This is a genomic window from Rhodomicrobium lacus (assembly GCF_003992725.1).
Classification (GTDB): domain Bacteria; phylum Pseudomonadota; class Alphaproteobacteria; order Rhizobiales; family Rhodomicrobiaceae; genus Rhodomicrobium; species Rhodomicrobium lacus.
Genome location: NZ_RZNF01000012.1, coordinates 743537 through 759407, shown reverse-complemented (window position 1 = coordinate 759407; position 15871 = coordinate 743537). Strand labels below are relative to the sequence as shown.

At 59.6% G+C, this 15871-nt stretch carries 21 protein-coding genes; 20 read left to right on the top strand and 1 reads right to left on the bottom strand.

Annotation, left to right across the window (positions count from 1 at the left end; genetic code table 11):
• The first annotated feature begins 52 nt into the window (after positions 1-52).
• The 20 genes from EK416_RS12925 to EK416_RS12830 all read left to right on the top strand — a co-directional run bounded on the left by EK416_RS12925 (position 53) and on the right by EK416_RS12830 (position 14676).
• The gene (locus EK416_RS12925) at positions 53-922 is read left to right on the top strand and encodes a CheR family methyltransferase (RefSeq protein ID WP_127078124.1); all 870 of its coding nucleotides are present in this window, start codon (positions 53-55) and stop codon (positions 920-922) included.
• Positions 919-1530, top strand: coding sequence for a chemoreceptor glutamine deamidase CheD (locus EK416_RS12920; protein ID WP_127078122.1), 612 nt, complete (start codon positions 919-921; stop codon positions 1528-1530). The genes EK416_RS12925 and EK416_RS12920 overlap by 4 nt, the downstream gene beginning before the upstream one ends.
• Positions 1531-1540: 10 nt before the next feature.
• Entirely contained in the window at positions 1541-2644 is a 1104-nt protein-coding gene (locus tag EK416_RS12915; RefSeq protein ID WP_127078120.1) for a protein-glutamate methylesterase/protein-glutamine glutaminase, read from the top strand.
• Positions 2641-3738: a methyl-accepting chemotaxis protein gene (locus EK416_RS12910; protein WP_127078118.1), complete on the top strand. Its 1098-nt coding sequence runs from the start codon at positions 2641-2643 to the stop codon at positions 3736-3738. Before EK416_RS12915 ends, EK416_RS12910 begins: the two co-directional genes overlap by 4 nt.
• Before the next feature lie 12 nt (positions 3739-3750).
• Entirely contained in the window at positions 3751-4548 is a 798-nt protein-coding gene (locus tag EK416_RS12905; RefSeq protein WP_127078116.1) for a DUF1217 domain-containing protein, read from the top strand.
• A gap of 64 nt (positions 4549-4612) precedes the next feature.
• On the top strand, positions 4613-5479 hold the full coding sequence (gene motA / locus EK416_RS12900) for a flagellar motor stator protein MotA (protein ID WP_127078114.1): 867 nt from the start codon (positions 4613-4615) through the stop codon (positions 5477-5479).
• A 116-nt stretch (positions 5480-5595) separates the two neighbouring features.
• Positions 5596-5883: a flagellar motor switch protein FliN gene (gene fliN / locus EK416_RS12895; protein WP_164730095.1), complete on the top strand. Its 288-nt coding sequence runs from the start codon at positions 5596-5598 to the stop codon at positions 5881-5883.
• Positions 5884-5968: 85 nt separating this feature from the next.
• Positions 5969-7030, top strand: coding sequence for an EscU/YscU/HrcU family type III secretion system export apparatus switch protein (locus EK416_RS12890; protein ID WP_127078110.1), 1062 nt, complete (start codon positions 5969-5971; stop codon positions 7028-7030).
• A gap of 254 nt (positions 7031-7284) precedes the next feature.
• Positions 7285-7659, top strand: a complete 375-nt coding sequence (locus tag EK416_RS12885; protein WP_127078108.1) for a flagellar basal body protein — start codon at positions 7285-7287, stop codon at positions 7657-7659.
• Positions 7659-8078: a flagellar basal body rod protein FlgC gene (gene flgC, locus EK416_RS12880; protein ID WP_127078106.1), complete on the top strand. Its 420-nt coding sequence runs from the start codon at positions 7659-7661 to the stop codon at positions 8076-8078. The genes EK416_RS12885 and flgC overlap by 1 nt, the downstream gene beginning before the upstream one ends.
• A 2-nt stretch (positions 8079-8080) precedes the next feature.
• Positions 8081-8389, top strand: coding sequence for a flagellar hook-basal body complex protein FliE (fliE, locus tag EK416_RS12875; RefSeq protein ID WP_127078104.1), 309 nt, complete (start codon positions 8081-8083; stop codon positions 8387-8389).
• Between the two features lie 10 nt (positions 8390-8399).
• Entirely contained in the window at positions 8400-9185 is a 786-nt protein-coding gene (gene flgG, locus EK416_RS12870; RefSeq protein WP_127078102.1) for a flagellar basal-body rod protein FlgG, read from the top strand.
• An 11-nt stretch (positions 9186-9196) separates the two neighbouring features.
• Positions 9197-9652 carry a flagellar basal body P-ring formation chaperone FlgA gene (gene flgA, locus EK416_RS12865; protein ID WP_164730014.1) on the top strand — a complete coding sequence of 152 codons (456 nt, stop codon included), beginning with the start codon at positions 9197-9199 and terminating at the stop codon, positions 9650-9652.
• 3 nt (positions 9653-9655) lie between these two features.
• Entirely contained in the window at positions 9656-10759 is a 1104-nt protein-coding gene (locus EK416_RS12860; protein ID WP_127078098.1) for a flagellar basal body P-ring protein FlgI, read from the top strand.
• A gap of 8 nt (positions 10760-10767) precedes the next feature.
• Positions 10768-11502 carry a MotE family protein gene (locus tag EK416_RS12855; RefSeq protein ID WP_127078096.1) on the top strand — a complete coding sequence of 245 codons (735 nt, stop codon included), beginning with the start codon at positions 10768-10770 and terminating at the stop codon, positions 11500-11502.
• Complete coding sequence (gene flgH / locus EK416_RS12850) at positions 11499-12230, top strand: flagellar basal body L-ring protein FlgH (protein ID WP_127078094.1); 732 nt, start codon at positions 11499-11501, stop codon at positions 12228-12230. The genes EK416_RS12855 and flgH overlap by 4 nt, the downstream gene beginning before the upstream one ends.
• 18 nt (positions 12231-12248) lie before the next feature.
• Complete coding sequence (locus tag EK416_RS12845; protein ID WP_127078092.1) at positions 12249-12689, top strand: flagellar basal body-associated FliL family protein; 441 nt, start codon at positions 12249-12251, stop codon at positions 12687-12689.
• Position 12690: 1 nt separating this feature from the next.
• Positions 12691-13551, top strand: coding sequence for a flagellar type III secretion system pore protein FliP (gene fliP, locus EK416_RS12840; RefSeq protein ID WP_245434050.1), 861 nt, complete (start codon positions 12691-12693; stop codon positions 13549-13551).
• Positions 13552-13652: 101 nt separating this feature from the next.
• The gene (locus EK416_RS12835; protein ID WP_127078090.1) at positions 13653-14003 is read left to right on the top strand and encodes a hypothetical protein; all 351 of its coding nucleotides are present in this window, start codon (positions 13653-13655) and stop codon (positions 14001-14003) included.
• 109 nt (positions 14004-14112) lie between these two features.
• Positions 14113-14676, top strand: a complete 564-nt coding sequence (locus EK416_RS12830; protein ID WP_127078088.1) for a hypothetical protein — start codon at positions 14113-14115, stop codon at positions 14674-14676.
• 611 nt (positions 14677-15287) lie between these two features.
• Here the strand turns inward: EK416_RS12830 and EK416_RS12825 are convergent.
• Entirely contained in the window at positions 15288-15842 is a 555-nt protein-coding gene (locus EK416_RS12825) for a hypothetical protein (protein WP_127078086.1), read from the bottom strand.
• Positions 15843-15871 lie beyond the last annotated feature (29 nt).

Below are 15871 nucleotides of genomic sequence, written 5' to 3'. Positions count from 1 at the left end.
CGGCATCAGCCTCCAAAAGACAGATAGTGCCATGCGAGTAAGAGTCGAGCCAATGGAACGGGGAAACACGAGTTCCTCCTCCGCCGCCACAGAGTTTCCGTTCACGGCGGCCGATTTCCAAACTATCGTCGGCATCGTTTACAAGCGAAGCGGCATCGTCCTTAACGCGCACAAGCGCGACATGACATATTCGCGGCTTTCGCGGCGTCTCCGCGCGCTGGGACTGCGCTCTTTCCGGGATTATTGCGCGCTCCTGGAAAGCAGGGAAGGTGACGGCGAGGCCAGCTTCCTCATAGACGCCATCACGACGAATCTCACAAAATTCTTCCGTGAAGCACATCACTTCGATTTTCTGAAGGAGCACGTGCTCGCGCCAGGGGCGCAGCGCCGAAACGGCGAGCGTTCACACATCCGCCTTTGGTCCGCCGGTTGTTCGACCGGTGAGGAACCCTATTCCATCGCCATGGTCGCAGCCGCGCTTCAGCGCGAGGCAATGGCCGATTGGGATTTGCGCGTGCTCGCCACGGATCTCGACACGAACGTGGTGAAGAAGGCAAGGGCGGGCATTTATCCGCGGGCGTGCCTCGAAAATGTTCCGGCTGCGATGCGCGAGACATTCTTCGAACGGCGTCCCGAAGATCGCAACACGGTTCAGGTTCGGCGCAACATCCAGGATCTCGTGTCCATAAGGCAGCTCAATTTGCTGAGTCCGTGGCCTTTCCATGGGAAATTCGACGCGATCTTCTGCCGGAACGTGATGATCTACTTCGATGCTGCAACAAAGGCTGCGCTCATCGAGCGGTTTCATGCGCAACTCAAGGAGGGCGGCTGGCTGTTCGTCGGCCATTCCGAATCGCTGCTCGACCACCAGGCGCGCTTCAAACTCTGCGGACGCACCGTCTATCGAAAGATCGGACAATGACAGCACTCAGGCGCTCCGTTTCCCCTCCGCGATCGAGGGTCTTCGTTCATCGGCTTGGCACGCATGCGGTCCGGATCCTGCCGGGCGAGACCTATGTCGCGGCCGACAAGGATGAATCCATCGTCACTGTTCTTGGCTCCTGCGTCTCCGCCTGCGTTCGCGACGTGAAAACGGGCATCGGCGGCATGAACCACTTCATGCTCCCCGAAAGCGAGACAGGCCAGTGGGGCGATATGCTGAGCGGGGCCAACCGCTACGGGAACTTCGCGATGGAGGAACTGATCAACAAGGTTCTGAAAGCAGGCGCTCACCGCTCCAGACTCGAGGTCAAGCTGTTCGGTGGGGCGAATTTCTTCGGCGCGACGTTGATCGGCGACAAGAACGCGAGTTTCGCGCGTCGTTACGTGAAGGATGAAGCGTTGCATTTGGCGGCAAGCGACCTCGGCGGCGTTCTCGGTCGCTGGATTTGCTACACCCCATATACAGGCAAGGTTGCAAGGTTATTCTTGCGCGGCACGCAGAAGGCGCAGGTCGCCGAGGAGGAGCGTCTGTTCGGCATCACCCTCGAAGGTCAGCAGGTCGGCGGCGATGTTCAATTGTTTGACTGAGAGCGAACTCATGGCCGAGCGCAAACCCGTACGAGTTCTTGTCGTCGATGACTCCGCACTGATGCGGCGGCTTATCACGAGCATTCTTTCCTCCGATCCCGAAGTCGAGGTGATCGGCGCGGTGAACGATCCCTTCGCCGCGCGGGAAAAAATCAAGGAACTGAACCCCGACGTGATCACCCTCGACGTGGAAATGCCGCGCATGGATGGCATCGCCTTCCTTGAGAAGATCATGTCGCTGCGCCCAATGCCCGTTGTGATGTTCTCGTCGCTCACGCGCGAAGGGGCTGACGTAACGCTTCGGGCGCTCGAACTGGGAGCGGTCGACTTCCTGACCAAGCCGGACGGCGCGCTCCAGATCGGGCTCGCGGAGAGGCAGGCCGAAATCATCGCCAAAGTGAAGGCGGCGGCTCGGTCACGTGTTCGTCAGATGCCGTTGCCCTCGAAGACTGCGGTCAGATGCGGCCCTTACTCACCCGACAGAATCATCGCCATCGGGGCATCGACCGGCGGCGTGGAAGCCCTCAACCATATCCTTCGTGCGATGCCGGCAGACAGCCCGGGCATCGTCATCACGCTGCATATGCCTCCCAAGTTTACAGCGAGCTTCGCACGCCGGCTCGACGACGTCTGCGCGGTGAAAGTGAAGGAGGCTCAGAGCGGCGATGTGGTGCTCCCAGGGCACGCCTATATCGCTCCGGGTCACGCGCATCTGCGCATCAGGCGATCCGCGACGAACTATGTCTGCATCGTCGAAGGCAATGACCGCGTGAACGGTCACTGCCCCTCGGTCGACGCCTTGTTTTTCTCCGCTGCGGAGCAGGCGGGGCCTAAGGCGATTGGCGTAATTCTCACGGGAATGGGCCGGGATGGCGCGGACGGCCTGCTTGCCATGCGTACAAACGGCGCCCGTACGCTCGGCCAGGATGAAGCGAGCTGCGTCGTTTACGGCATGCCTAAAGTTGCTTTCCAACGCGGTGCGGTCGAGGCCGAAATCGCGCTCGCCGATATGGCGGGGCAGATCATGGCGCTCTTGAGCGGCGAAGGCCGTCGAAAGCCCGCCACCTCTCGCCATTCTCATGAGATTTTCTCGAACAGCAGAGACGCGAAATGACCCTTTCGACATCACATGGCACCAGCCCCGCCACGCTTGTCTCGTTCGAAGCTGCCAGCGACGATCGCGAGGACGGCTTCCTCCGAAAAGCGCTCGACTCCGCCGCCGTGCAGGGTGTGTCGCTGAAAGCTCTGGTCAGTGAGCTGTCCGACACCTCGCATGACATCGAAACGACAGTGCAAACTCTCGTCGGACGCTTCCAGGACATCGCCTCCACAGCGCGGGGGCAGATCCAGTCCGTTCAGGAGATGCTCGACGCTGAAAGCTCCATCGAACTGAATGGGGCAACCGTCGCTCTTCCGGAACTGGCAACGAACATCGCTTCGATCTTCAACCAGCTCTTCGAAAAGATCATCCGCCTGTCATCGGGGGCTACGGCCCTTGTCTCAGCGCTCGACGATGTGCAGCAAAAAGTGCAGTCGATGCAGAAGTCGCTGGCGCAGATCGAAAAAATCAACAAGCGGACGAACCTGCTTTCGCTCAATGCGAAGATCGAGGCAGCGCGGGCGGGCAGCGCCGGGCGCGGCTTCGTGGTCGTAGCGACAGAGATCGGGGATCTCGCGCGCAGCGTCAACACGCTGTCGGACACCATCAAGCGCCAGATGTCCGAGGTTGCGGTGGGAGTTCAGCGCGGTGATTTGCTGCTCAAGGAAATTTCTTCCATCGACATGTCGCACGAGAAGGAGAAGGCCCAGGAACGCATTCGCGCCATGGTCGACCGGCTGCTCGATCAGAACGCCGCAATTGCGAGCAGTCTTTCCACGACCGGGGTTTCGTCGCGCTACATTGAGGATGCGGTTGCCTGCGCGGTGAGGGAACTCCAATTCCAGGACCGTGTGACCCAGCATATCCAGAACATCTGCGGCGCGCTTGCTCTTCTCGCCGACAGGAACGCAGACCTCGTAAAGGAAGGGCTTGCCGAAACGCGAATGTCCGCCGCTCCTCCGCACGCGACGATTCTGCTCAAGGAGATCGCCGGGACATTCAGCTTGAGCGAAATGCGCGAACGCTTCGCCGATGCGACCGGCCTCCCGATCGAACGCACCGCGACGGAACCAGCCGCCGAGACCTTTGCCGACGTCCAGCTCTTTTAGGAGGCTTGCATCATGACTTCCACGCTTACAACGTTCCTTTCGATCACGAACAACTACAGCAAATGGATCGAACTGACGGCGGCTGACCCTACCGTGGCGAGCCAGACCGAATATTACAAGGCCAACATCGCCAGCGTCACGTCCCCGGATGAACTCGTCAACGACTACAAGTTGTTTTCCTATGCGCTTACGGCCTACGGCCTCGGAGATCAGGTTTACGCAAAGGCACTTTACAAGCAAGTGCTGTCCGAAGGGGCCGACAGCAAAAGTTTGGGGGCCAAACTTGGCAACCTCGGAACCCTTGAACTAGCAAAGACTTTCAACTTCGAGGAAAACGGCACATCCACCACAACTTCAGAGGCGGTTCAGACCGGTGTCGTCGATCAGTATATTGCTCAGAAGCTTGAAGAGAAGCAGGGCGAATCGAACGAGGGCGCGCAGCTGGCGCTTTATTTCTATCGCAATGCATCGAAGATCGACAGTGTCTACGACATTCTGGCCGACAAGAAGCTTCTTACAACGGTCTACACCGCGCTCGGTCTTTCCGAATACACGGCGGCGATGGATATCGACCGGCAGGCCGCGCTTCTTACCAAGGCACTCGATATCAGCGACTTCCAGGATCCGCAGAAGCTGACAAGCTTTATCGCAAAATTCGCCTCCCTGTATGACGCCAAGAATAACGACACCGCCAGCGACTACGTCAATGCGCTCTTCGGAACATCGTCCAGCAGCGGCGGCGTGGTGTCGATCGGCGTCGACCTTCTTTCCAGCGTGCAGGGACTTTCGCTTGGCGGTTCCTGGCGATAGCGAACGAAGGGTCAGCCCCGCACAAGCGACTCACTCATGATGCAACCTAGATAGGATTAAGATTGTGGTCATCGCTCTTGGATTATTCGTCACCTTGGGTTGCATGCTCGCCGGCTACGTCTGGATGGGCGGTCATGTGGCCGTCATCTGGCAGCCTGCAGAGTATCTGATCATCTGCGGTGCAGCCATCGGTACCTTCATCGTGGCAAATCCCATGAAGGTTATCAAGGATACGGGCAAAGGTATCGTGGAGGCGCTCAGGAACTCCGAGCCCAAGGAAGCGGAATACCTTGCTGTTCTCGGGTTTCTCTATGCGCTTATGCGGGAGTTCAAGAACAAGCCGAAAAGTGAGGTGGAGAAGCACATTGATGATCCATCGAAGTCGGCGATCTTCGCGAGATATCCCGAGGTGCTGGCGAATCCGGAGTTGACGCAGTTCATCTGCGACTATGCACGGCTCCACATCATGGGTAACGCGCGTCCCGCAGAAATCGAGGCGCTGATGGACGAGGAAATCCAGACCATCCGACACGACGGCCTGAAGCCCTACCATGCGCTCCATGCTGTCTCGGAAGCGTTTCCCGCTCTCGGTATCGTCGCGGCAGTTCTCGGCGTCATCAAGGCCATGGCGGCGCTCGACAAGCCGCCGGAAGTGCTGGGTGCGCTCATCGCCTCTGCCATGGTTGGCACTTTCGCCGGTATCTTCCTATCGTATGCGGTGGTTTCGCCCATCGCGACAAAGCTCAAGACCGTTCGGGAAAAGCGGCTTCACCTCTATATGCTCGTAAAGCAGACATTCCTTGCCTTCATGAATGGCGCGATGGCCTCGGTCGCGGTCGAACACGGGCGGAAAATGATCTCGGCCCATGAACGCCCCACCATCAATCGCGTGGAGGAAAGTCTGACGGCGCCCGAGGCGAAGGCTGCGTGACCTGACGTTTGTCTCACACCAACCGAATGAAAGGGATATCGATGACGCAAGAAATGGTCTTGGGTGAGGCTCTCGCGGCTGGAAATGACGTCGCTGAGGAAGTCAGCAAGACGGCGATGAACCTGATTGGTCTCGGCAAGGCGAGCGATCCCGGCGGCCTTGAGAGGGTGTTGCGGATCCCGCTTTCCCTCAAGGTTCTGCTGGGCTCTGCATCCATGCCGATCTATCAGGTGACCAAGTTGGGTAGAGGCGCAGTCATTCCTCTCGATCGCAAGGTCGGCGATCCTGTCGATGTGATGATCAACGGACGAATCATTGCAAAGGGCGAGATCGTGGTGCTCGACGAGGAAGGCTCCCGTTTCGGCGTCACTCTCACCGAAATGATCGACAACACAAAGCTCTAAACCAGCGTTCCGGCATTAAGCAGGTGTCGCTTCAACTCGATGCGCCTCGGGCTGAAGAGGCGCGCCACGGGCGGAGGCCGGTTTCTTGGCAGATAGCTCTGAAACAGACAACAAGACAGAGCCGCCGAGCGAAAAGCGTCTCCGCGACAGCCTCGAAAAGGAAGGCGGCCCGTCTTCACGTGAGGTGAACTCCGCGGCGGCGCTGTTTGCCCTTGTGCTTTTCCTGATGACAGTCGCACCGGCGTTTTTCGGCGACGCCGCGAAAAATCTGTCTGTCTTCATCGAGGACCCCTCCGGTTTCAGCCTCGAAAACGGGGCCGACGCTTTTTTTATTCTGAAGCTCGCGGGTCTGACGATCCTCAATTTCGTATGGCCGCTTGTTCTCATGCTGCTGGTGGCCACACTGGTGGCATCCTTCGCCCAGAACCCGCCGACGCTGATATTCAACAAGATCAAGCCCGATTTGTCGAGGATTTCACCCCAGCAGGGGCTGAAGCGGCTTCTCGGCTTTGACGGTCTCGTTGACCTTCTGAAAAGCTTGCTCAAATTCGCAATCATTGCGGTTGCGTTCTATATTGCATTCGAAGGGGGCGCCGCCGCTCTGCTCGTGCTTCAGACGGACGCCGCCAATACGCTCGAACTGGTCAAGCGGCTTGCCTTCAAGGCCGTCCTCATCTGCGCATTTGCATGCGGCGTGTTGGCTGCTGCCGACGTTTTCTGGACGCGCTTAAGATGGCTCCGCAAGCTCAAGATGAGCCGACAGGATCTGAAGGACGAGCACAAGCAGTCCGAGGGCGACCCAATGCTGAAGGCGCGCGCGCGCTCGATCGCTCGGGCGCGCTTGCGACGCAACATGATGTCGAACGTGCCGAACGCGACGGTCGTGATCGCCAACCCCACCCATTATGCTGTCGCGCTTCGCTATATTCGAGGTCAGGACCGGGCGCCGCAGACGCTGGCCAAGGGCAAGAACAAGCTCGCGCTGAGGATACGCGGCATAGCGGAGGCCAACGGCGTTCCCGTCGTGGAAAACAAGGCCCTCGCAAAATCGCTGCATGACGCTGTGCGCGTGGATCAGCCTATCCCGCCGGAATTCTACAAGGCGGTGGCCGAGGTTATCATCTACATCAACAAAAAGGGGCGCTGAGGCCCTTTCGGTCGAGGCATGCACCAGCCCTGAGAGGGGCAGTCGCTTGCGCTGCGGCCGCGCGCATCCGGGGCGATCCCCAGTCGTCAAGCGCCCATGCAGTAGAAATTATCTAAAAATTTTCAACGATTTAGCTCATGGTTGAGCCATGAGCCGAGCGTGAACAGCTTCAGGCAAGAAATGCAACCTAAACCATTAATAGGTTGTAAAGCGTTTTGAGTCGAACCCAACTCGCGACGGACGGACGCTTGCACATGTCGAACGTGCTCGATATCGCATCTCTACAAGGCCGATGGCTTTTCGCCAAGGAGCGGGTTCTGGCTCAGAACGTCGCGAATGCGAATACGCCTGGATACAAGACGGCTAACGTCGTTCCGTTCGAGGCCGTTGTGGATAACATCGGGCTGCAGATGACTTCGACGAGCCCGTCGCACCTTCAGGCCGAGGTTTCGCAGGTTGCGTCCTTTGCGCAGGAAGATGCCGCCGATGGAGCGACGTTCTATTCCGGCGGCGATGTGAACCTCGATCAGGAGATGCTCAAGAGTTCGGAAGTGATGCGCGATTACGCGCTGAACACTGCGGTCGTGAAAAGCTTTCACAGCATGATCTCTCAAGCGGCGAAGGGGTGATGGCGATGGACAATCTGTCTGCCTCTCTTGCCATCGCGGGTTCGGGCCTGTCGGCGCAGTCGCAGCGCATTCGCGTCGCGACCGAGAACCTCGCGAACTCCGAATCCACCGGCAAGACGCCGGGGGCGCTCCCTTACACACGCAAGATCCTGAGCTTCGATCAGGAACTCGATGCCGCAACGGGGGCTGAACTGGTGACCATCGGCGATGTCGAGGCGGATCGGTCTCCCTATCGCATCGAAAACATTCCGGGACATCCGGCGGCCGACGCCCAAGGCAATGTCAAGCTTCCAAATGTGAACGTTCTCGTGGAACTCGCGGACATCCGCGAAGGCGCGCGAAGTTACGAAGCGAACCTGCAAGTTCTCAAGCAGGTGCGCCATCTCGAAACCCTTACCATCGACATCCTCAAGGTTTGATCATGACGATTGCCTCGCTTGCCTCATTCGCCGTTTCCGACTCTTCGGTGACGTCCGCTTTACAAAAGAAGACGGCCTCGGCGGGCATCGCTTCGGCGGATTTCTCCAGCGTGCTGGCTGCGCTTGGGCAGCAGACGGCGACCGATATCAAGACGGGCGAAAGTGTCGCTGCGGCCGGACTCCAGGGGCGTGCTTCCACTCAGGAGGTGGTGCAAGCCGTATCCAGGGCGGAGCTGTCGCTGCAATCGGCCCTCGCCGTGCGCGACAAGGCCGTCTCTGCCTATCAGGAACTCACCCGGATGACGATCTAGCGAGGCCATCATGCGCGCCCTTTCCGTCGCTGCGACCGGCATGGTTGCTCAGCAAACGAATGTCGAAGTCATCGCGAACAATATCGCGAATGCCAATACGGTTGCCTTCAAGCGGTCGCGAGCGGAATTCGCCGACCTGCTTTACCAGTCGGAGCGTGCGGCGGGCGTCCCCAACCGAAGCGATGCCGACCCGATACCGGAGGCGTCGCAGATCGGTCTCGGCGTGCAGCCGGTCGCCATCAGAAGTCTGCATACGCAGGGCCCGCTCACCAAGACCGGCAATTCGCTCGACCTTGCGCTCAGCGGGCGCGGGTGGTTCCAGATCACCGGCGCGAACAACGAGACGCTTTATACGCGTGCGGGCACGTTCAGCAAGAACGCATCGGGCCAACTCGTGACGCAGGACGGTTACACGGTTATCCCGAGCATCACGATCCCGACGAACGCAACGTCGATCCAGGTCAACACCGATGGGACAGTCTACGTCGACCCCGGCACGGGTGTCATGACGCAGGTCGGACAGCTCACCATCGCCAATTTCGCAAACGAAGCGGGACTTGAGGCGCTCGGCAACAACCTCTTCCGGGAAACGCTATCCTCGGGAAGCGCTCAGGTTCAGGTGCCGGGGAGCGAGGGTTACGCCACGGTTCAGCAGTACTACGTCGAAAGCTCGAATGTAGACCCGGTGCAGGAGATCACGAATCTGATCTCCGCGCAGAGAAACTACGAGATGAACTCCAAAGTCATTCAGGCTGCGGACGAGATGTTCCAGGTTCTCACGAAGAATAATCTCTGATGGGTGGCTTCATGAAAGGCGTCATGATCACCGCGGCGTTGGCCGCACCGATTTTCCTCGCCACCCCATCGCAGGCGGAGCAGGGGGGGCGGGTCGTGCCCGTGCCGAAGCGCGCGCTCTACCCCGGCGACGTCATTACGGAGGACATGCTCTCCTCGAAGCAACTGTCCGAGAGCGAGAACGCGGGCTCTTTCGTGACCGAAGCGAGCGGCCTGATTGGCAAGACTTCGCGACGCACCTTGTTGCCGGGACTGCCTATCCCGAAAGTCGCGATCCGGGAGCCTGTCGTTGTCCGCCAGGGCAAGGCGGTTTCGCTCGTTTATGAATCCGGCACCGTGCGCATTACGGGCGTCGCCATGGCGCTGCAATCCGGCAGCGTCGGCGAAACCATCAGCGCGCGCAATCCGGACTCCGGTGTCGTCATCCACGGCGTCGTGGCGGCCGATGGCAGCGTGCGGGTGAACTAAGCCGTGAAACGTTTCCTGATCGCACTTCTGATGGTCCAGCCTGCGCATGCGACGACTCGCATCAAGGACATTGCTGTGATCCAGAATGTCCGGTCGAACCAGCTCGTGGGCTACGGGATCGTGGTGGGATTGAATGGCACCGGCGACAATCTCAGAAGCTCGCCTTTCACCAGTCAGTCGATCCAGTCGATGCTGGACCGAATGGGCGTGAACATCCGCAACAACCTCACGAACAACAATCAGGTTCAGACAAAGAACGCGGCGGCCGTCATCGTGACGGGGGAATTGCCCGCCTTCGCCCGTGAGGGTGGTCGGGTTGATGTCACGGTTTCTTCGCTCGGCAACGCAACCTCGCTTGAGGGGGGCACGCTCCTTATGACGCCGCTTTCGGGCGCGGATGGCGTGATTTACGCCGCCGCGCAGGGCCAGGTCAGCGTATCGGGCTTTGCTGCAGGCGGTCGCGCGGAGAAGCTGACGCAGGGCGTTCCGACCGCCGGCCGCATCGCGAATGGCGCGCTTGTGGAGCGGCGCCTGCCAATCGAACTCGAACGCTTCAAGTCATTCACGCTCGAACTTCTGAACCCCGACTTCTCGACGGCGACGCGAGCTGCCGATGTGATCAACGCGTATACCATGCCGACCTACGGCGGACGGTCCGCGCGTGCGAAAGACCTGCGCTCCATTGAACTGCTCCGTCCGCCAAGGCTCGATGCAGCACGCTTTATCAGTGAAATCAGCGAGTTGCCCATTCAGCCGGACGCGCCAGCGCGGATCGTGATCGACGAGCGCACGGGAACCGTGGTGATCGGGAGCGACGTGAAGATCAGCACCGTTGCGGTTGCGCACGGCAACATAACGGTGCGCGTCACCGAGATGCCGAAGGTCGTCCAACCCGCGCCCTTCTCGCGTGGAGAGACGGCAGTCGAGGATCGTACGGCGGTCAACGCCGAGCAACCCGATGGGACGCTCTTCATGCTGAACGGTGCCAACCTTCAGTCTCTCGTCACGGGGCTCAACCGGATGGGGCTCAAGCCCCAGGGCATTATCGCGATCCTTCAGGCCATCAAGTCGGCGGGCGCGCTGCAGGCAGAACTGGTGGTGCAATGATGAGGCGCATGGTTCGATCCGCAAGTTGCCTCATGGCGCTCGCCGCCGTTGCGCAGATGTCGACGCCTCCGGCCGCAGCTCAGCAATACGCTTGGGGCTGGCCAGACGAGGGCGGAGCGGCGCGCAAGGCTCGCGGGGCCACTCCGCAACCCCAGTGGGACGCCTCCGTCGATCAGGCCGCCAAAAAGGCGGGTGAAGCTCGCGCGAAAGAGTCTGATGCGGCAAAGGCTGCGCCGGTGCCGGGGGCCGTGCCGCCCCCCAACTCGCGGGCTGCGCAGGCCTACTGCGAGAATATCGCAGATGCGGCGGCGGATGCGCGCTATCTGAGCCAGAAAGCCGAATTGATGAAGCTCGATGACGAGCTTGCGCGGCGCACGGCTCTGCTCGAAGAGAAGACGACCGAATACAAGGTGTGGCTCGAACGCCGTAACGAGTTCATGAAAAAGGCAGAGCAAAGCCTCGTGGAGCTTTACACCAAGGTGAAGCCGGACGCGGCGGCCGCTCAGATTGCCGCCATGGACGAGGAGGCGGCCTCGGCTCTGCTCATCAAACTGAGCACGAAGAAATCCAGCGCGATTCTGGATGAGATGCCGCCGGAAAAGGCGGCCCGGATCGTGGCCGTGATGATCGGCGCGGTCAGGGAACAGGATAGTTCCGCCCCGGCTGCGGCTCTGGGCGATGCCAACCGGAAGAACAACGCAAAGTCGGCCAGCCCGTCTCGGCAGAGCGAGGAAAAATCATGAAGATCTGCACGGCGGCAGCAGTGGGGACTGCCTTGATGCTTGGCGGATGCCTCAACAAGATGAACGAGATCGGTCGGGAGCCTACGCTCACGCCTGTCGGCGCTGGGCTGGTGCCGTCTCACACGGCGATCGGCACGATGCCGGCGACACCCGCGTCTTATGTAACCCGAGCATCGCTGTGGCAGGACAACGGAGCGGACCTGTTCAAGGATCCGCGCGCGACCAAGGTCGGCGACGTCATCACCGTCAGGATTTCCATCAAGGACAAGGCCTCGATCGATAACAACAACAGTCGCTCGCGGTCTTCGACGCGGGAACTGGATATCACCAACAAGGCCAACCTGAGTTGGTCGGGGCTCAACAAGCATCTGGACACGCAAAGCAGCGGCGAGTTGGACCCCAAGGTGGAATCGACGACCAGCACCGATGCGAAGGGCGGCATTTCTCGTGCGGAAAGCATCAACCTCCTGATCGGCGCGGTCGTGACGGAGGTGCTGCCGAACGGCAACCTTATTGTCGCCGGTCGTCAGGAAGTTCGCGTGAACTACGAGCTGCGGGAACTGCTGATTTCGGGGATCATCCGGCCGCGCGATATCGCGACCGACAACAGCATTTCATACGACAAGATCGCGGAGGCCCGCATCTCCTACGGCGGACGCGGGCGCATCATGGAAGTGGCACAGCCGGCCTGGGGCCAGCAGGTCACCGACTGGCTTCTGCCCTTTTAAGACGCGAGAGGATCTGGCGTGACGGAACGTGGACCAAAAATGCTGCTCGGAGCCGTTACCGGCGCGCTGGTCGCTGCCGCGGCGGGGTTCGCGTTCGGCTTCATGGAGCCCGGAGTTTTTCAGTCGGCGCCGGTCGCGCCTGCGCCCGCGCCGCAGCCGGTGATAGCAAGAAGCGAGGTCAAGGTGCTTCCGCCCATCATCGCCAATCTGGCGAACGGCTCGAACCTCTCGGTCCGGCTTGAGGCGGCGGTCGTTCTCAAGCCCGACGTGGCCGAGGCAGCGGAAATCAGCGCGAGGATTTCGGACGATCTGGTGACATTTCTGAAAACAGTTTCGATCCGCGAGATAGAGGGGCCGACCGGGTTTCAACTCCTCAAGAACGATCTGCGGTCGCGCGCCGCCCGGATCGGCAACGGCAAAACCCTGGATCTGTTGATCCTGACTTTCGTGGTGCAGTGAGATGCAGGGCGCAATCGCACCGTCTGTCATCGGCTATTCGGAGGGCGACATGCGCCCGCATCCGCATGAAGCACCTCTGACTGGGGGAAGTGCGGGCGTCGTCTCCACCTGGCGAGGGAGGCGAGCAACGGCGGCGCTCGTTCTCATCCTGCTGATTCTGGTGCCAGCCAGCGCTTGCGCTCAACAAGCTGGCGGTCCGCTCGGTGGTCTCGCTTCGTTGTTCCCGGAGACAGCGGACGGCACCTCGTCGCGCATCATTCAGCTGGTGCTTGTGATCACGGTGCTGTCGCTGGCGCCCGGGATCCTCATCATGGTGACGTGCTTCACCCGCTTTGTCATTGCGCTGTCTTTCCTGCGGGTCGGTCTCGGTTTGCCGTCCACCCCCGCCAACATCATCCTCGTGAGCCTTGCGCTGTTCATGACCGCTTTCACGATGTCGCCCACCTTCGAAAAGGCTTGGGAAACGGGTGTCAGGCCCTTCATGGACAAGAAGCTTTCAGAGGATGAGGCTTTCTACAAGATTACCGATCCGTTCCGGGAGTTCATGATGGCGAATGTGCGCCAGAAGGATCTCGATCTCTTCTCGGGAATGTCTCGGCAAGCGAGCCCCGAGGGGACGCCCACCCTCAGGATGCTCATCCCCGCATTCATGATCTCCGAGCTTCGGCGCGGCTTCGAAATCGGCTTCCTGATCATGCTTCCGTTCCTGGTGATCGACCTCATCGCTTCAACAGTGCTGATGGCCATGGGCATGATGATGGTCGCTCCAACTACGGTCTCGCTGCCTTTCAAGGTCCTGTTCTTCATCCTGATCGACGGCTGGAATCTTCTGGTCGGGAATCTCGTTCGCTCGTTCAACTAGGATCAATCGTAAGTTGTGCAATACGTGCATTACCAGTTGCCAAACCACGAGGTGAACCGTCATGGTCGCGTTAGCTTCTCCCATAACTGAGAAAGGCTTTGTTGGCTCAAGTCGTTCAAACGAAGTTGCCCACGATCACCATTCGCCATCAGAAGCCCGACGACCGTAATCATCAGAATGATCGTTCGGCACTCCCAAAGGACCTTCAAAGTGGCAACAACGATATAGGCACCGAGCGCGAGCAGGGCGATCGACTGGAACGGGAGGTTCGTCAACGTTGCTGTGAGGGGCAAAACGTCGACTCCCGAAAATGGAGCACTCGTCATCCTTGCCTCTTTGCCACCCCCAATGAACCACAGATTGTGCAAAACATAAAGCACAACGGACTGCCGCAGCAAGTAGTGAGAGAAACGGTGTCGCCCAAGAATGGAATAAAAGTAAACGACTGGTGAATGTGCTCGCTAAACTAATGGAAGATTTGTCGACTTCTAACAGACGAGTAATGCGTTCAACCTAGCTTATCAATGTCGAGTTCTGGTCACTCAAACGCGAAAAAAAAGCATGTCTCTCCGCATTTCCGCTTTTGCCGATGAAGTCGGCTTTCATGTGCACTCAACTCGCTCCAGCGTTAATAAATACGCGATCGACGCTGATGCATGGATAGAGGGTGCCACCGCTGCCGGATGGATGCCACATTTGCGGCAGAGGCCGCTTTCGGCTGGCTATGTCGCTGGTGAATGGCAGATTGCTACGCTGAAAAACGCAAACACGGTCAGCTATCCGGGCCCGATACCGGAAGCCTTGTGGGACGATGTCTTCATAGGGTTGGGCTCGCGCGGCTTGGTCAGGGCGCAGCCCGACCTCAGGGTCTGGAACGGCGACGTTCTGCCGGATGTTCTCTCGCCCGGAGCCGTTCTCGTGCGCCTCAGCCTTCTGCGCGCCGCTGCTGCGCAGCCGGCCGCAATGGCCCTCGATATTTCCAGTCTTCAGGCCCGCCTGGCGAAAAGCGCGGCGAGCAGGAAACTTGAGCTCGATGAACTGATGATCGAGCTTCTGGAAAGATATGCCGAGCGTGCGGGCATTCCCGAGCACTGGCTGATCTGGGGTATTGCGGAGGAGCTGTAATGCCCACCCGGGTCGCTCTCCGGGAGAAGAGTTGACGAGGACGAGGGTGCGCGCCGTGGGCGGCGCAACCTCAATTCGCCGGGCCGCAAATCGCGAGCCGTGGCAGCAAGCGTCTAGTAACCCCGAGTAACGGCTGATCCGAGGCATAGCGAAAGGCTTTGTTGCCCGTTCGGCCTGCTATTCGGGGGACGTGTCCATTGGGACGGAGGCTGCGCGCCGAGGGCGGCGCAACCTCAATTTGCCGGGCCGCAACGCGCGAGCCGTGGCGCCAAGCGTTCAGTATTCACGAGTATTGGCTGATCCGAGGCATAGCGAATGGCTCTGCTGCCCGTTCAGCCGCCTGCTCGGGTGATGAGTTTACGAGGGGGAGGCTGCGCACCGTGGGGGGGCGCAGCCTCAATTCGCCGGGCTGCAAATCGTGAGCCTTGGCGCCAAGCGTTCAGTATTTCGCGAGTATTGGCTGATCCGAGGCATAGCGAATGGCTCTGCTGCCCGTTCAGCCGCCTGCTCGGGTGATGAGTTTACGAGGGGGGAGGCTGCGCACCGTGGGGGGGCGCAGCCTCAATTCGCCGGGCCGCAAATCGTGAGCCGTGGCGCCCGGCCTGAAGGTTTCAGGCTTCGATTTCGCAGGCCTCGCCAGACATAAGCCAATCAGACGGGATGTCGTAATTCTCGGAAACTGCATCCAGAACGGCAAACAGCTGTTCTAGAGACGGCGCATCGCCTTGCTCCAACGCAGCGGCCGTCTTTGACTCCAGACCGCAGGAGCGATAAAACACCTCCGGGTCAATTTGTAGAATACGGCGGGCGATCCGCAATCTTAAGGCAATCGCTCGTGAGGAGCTGTCGTCAAGAAGCAAATTTCCGTGCCAGGGCATCAGCCCAACCGCAAACTCGATACGGCCCATGGCTTCCAGAATCAGGAATGCTTCATCCCACAGATGTTCTGATAAAGAGACAAGATTTCGGCTGGCCTCTCCATTTCGCACTTTGAATATCCATTCGCCCGCTAGCCCCTCGGAGAGCATACCTTGCTGCTGCATATGAGGATCACAGTCGGACGAGATTGCATCTTTGATCCACGTGAGCAGGTTGTCGTCCTTCACGCTCGCAGTCGCGAGTCCGAAGAAGCTGGCGGATGTGTACATTGAGGCTTCGGTCTTCATGTCAACTCCGTACGCAAGACCTATCGTTC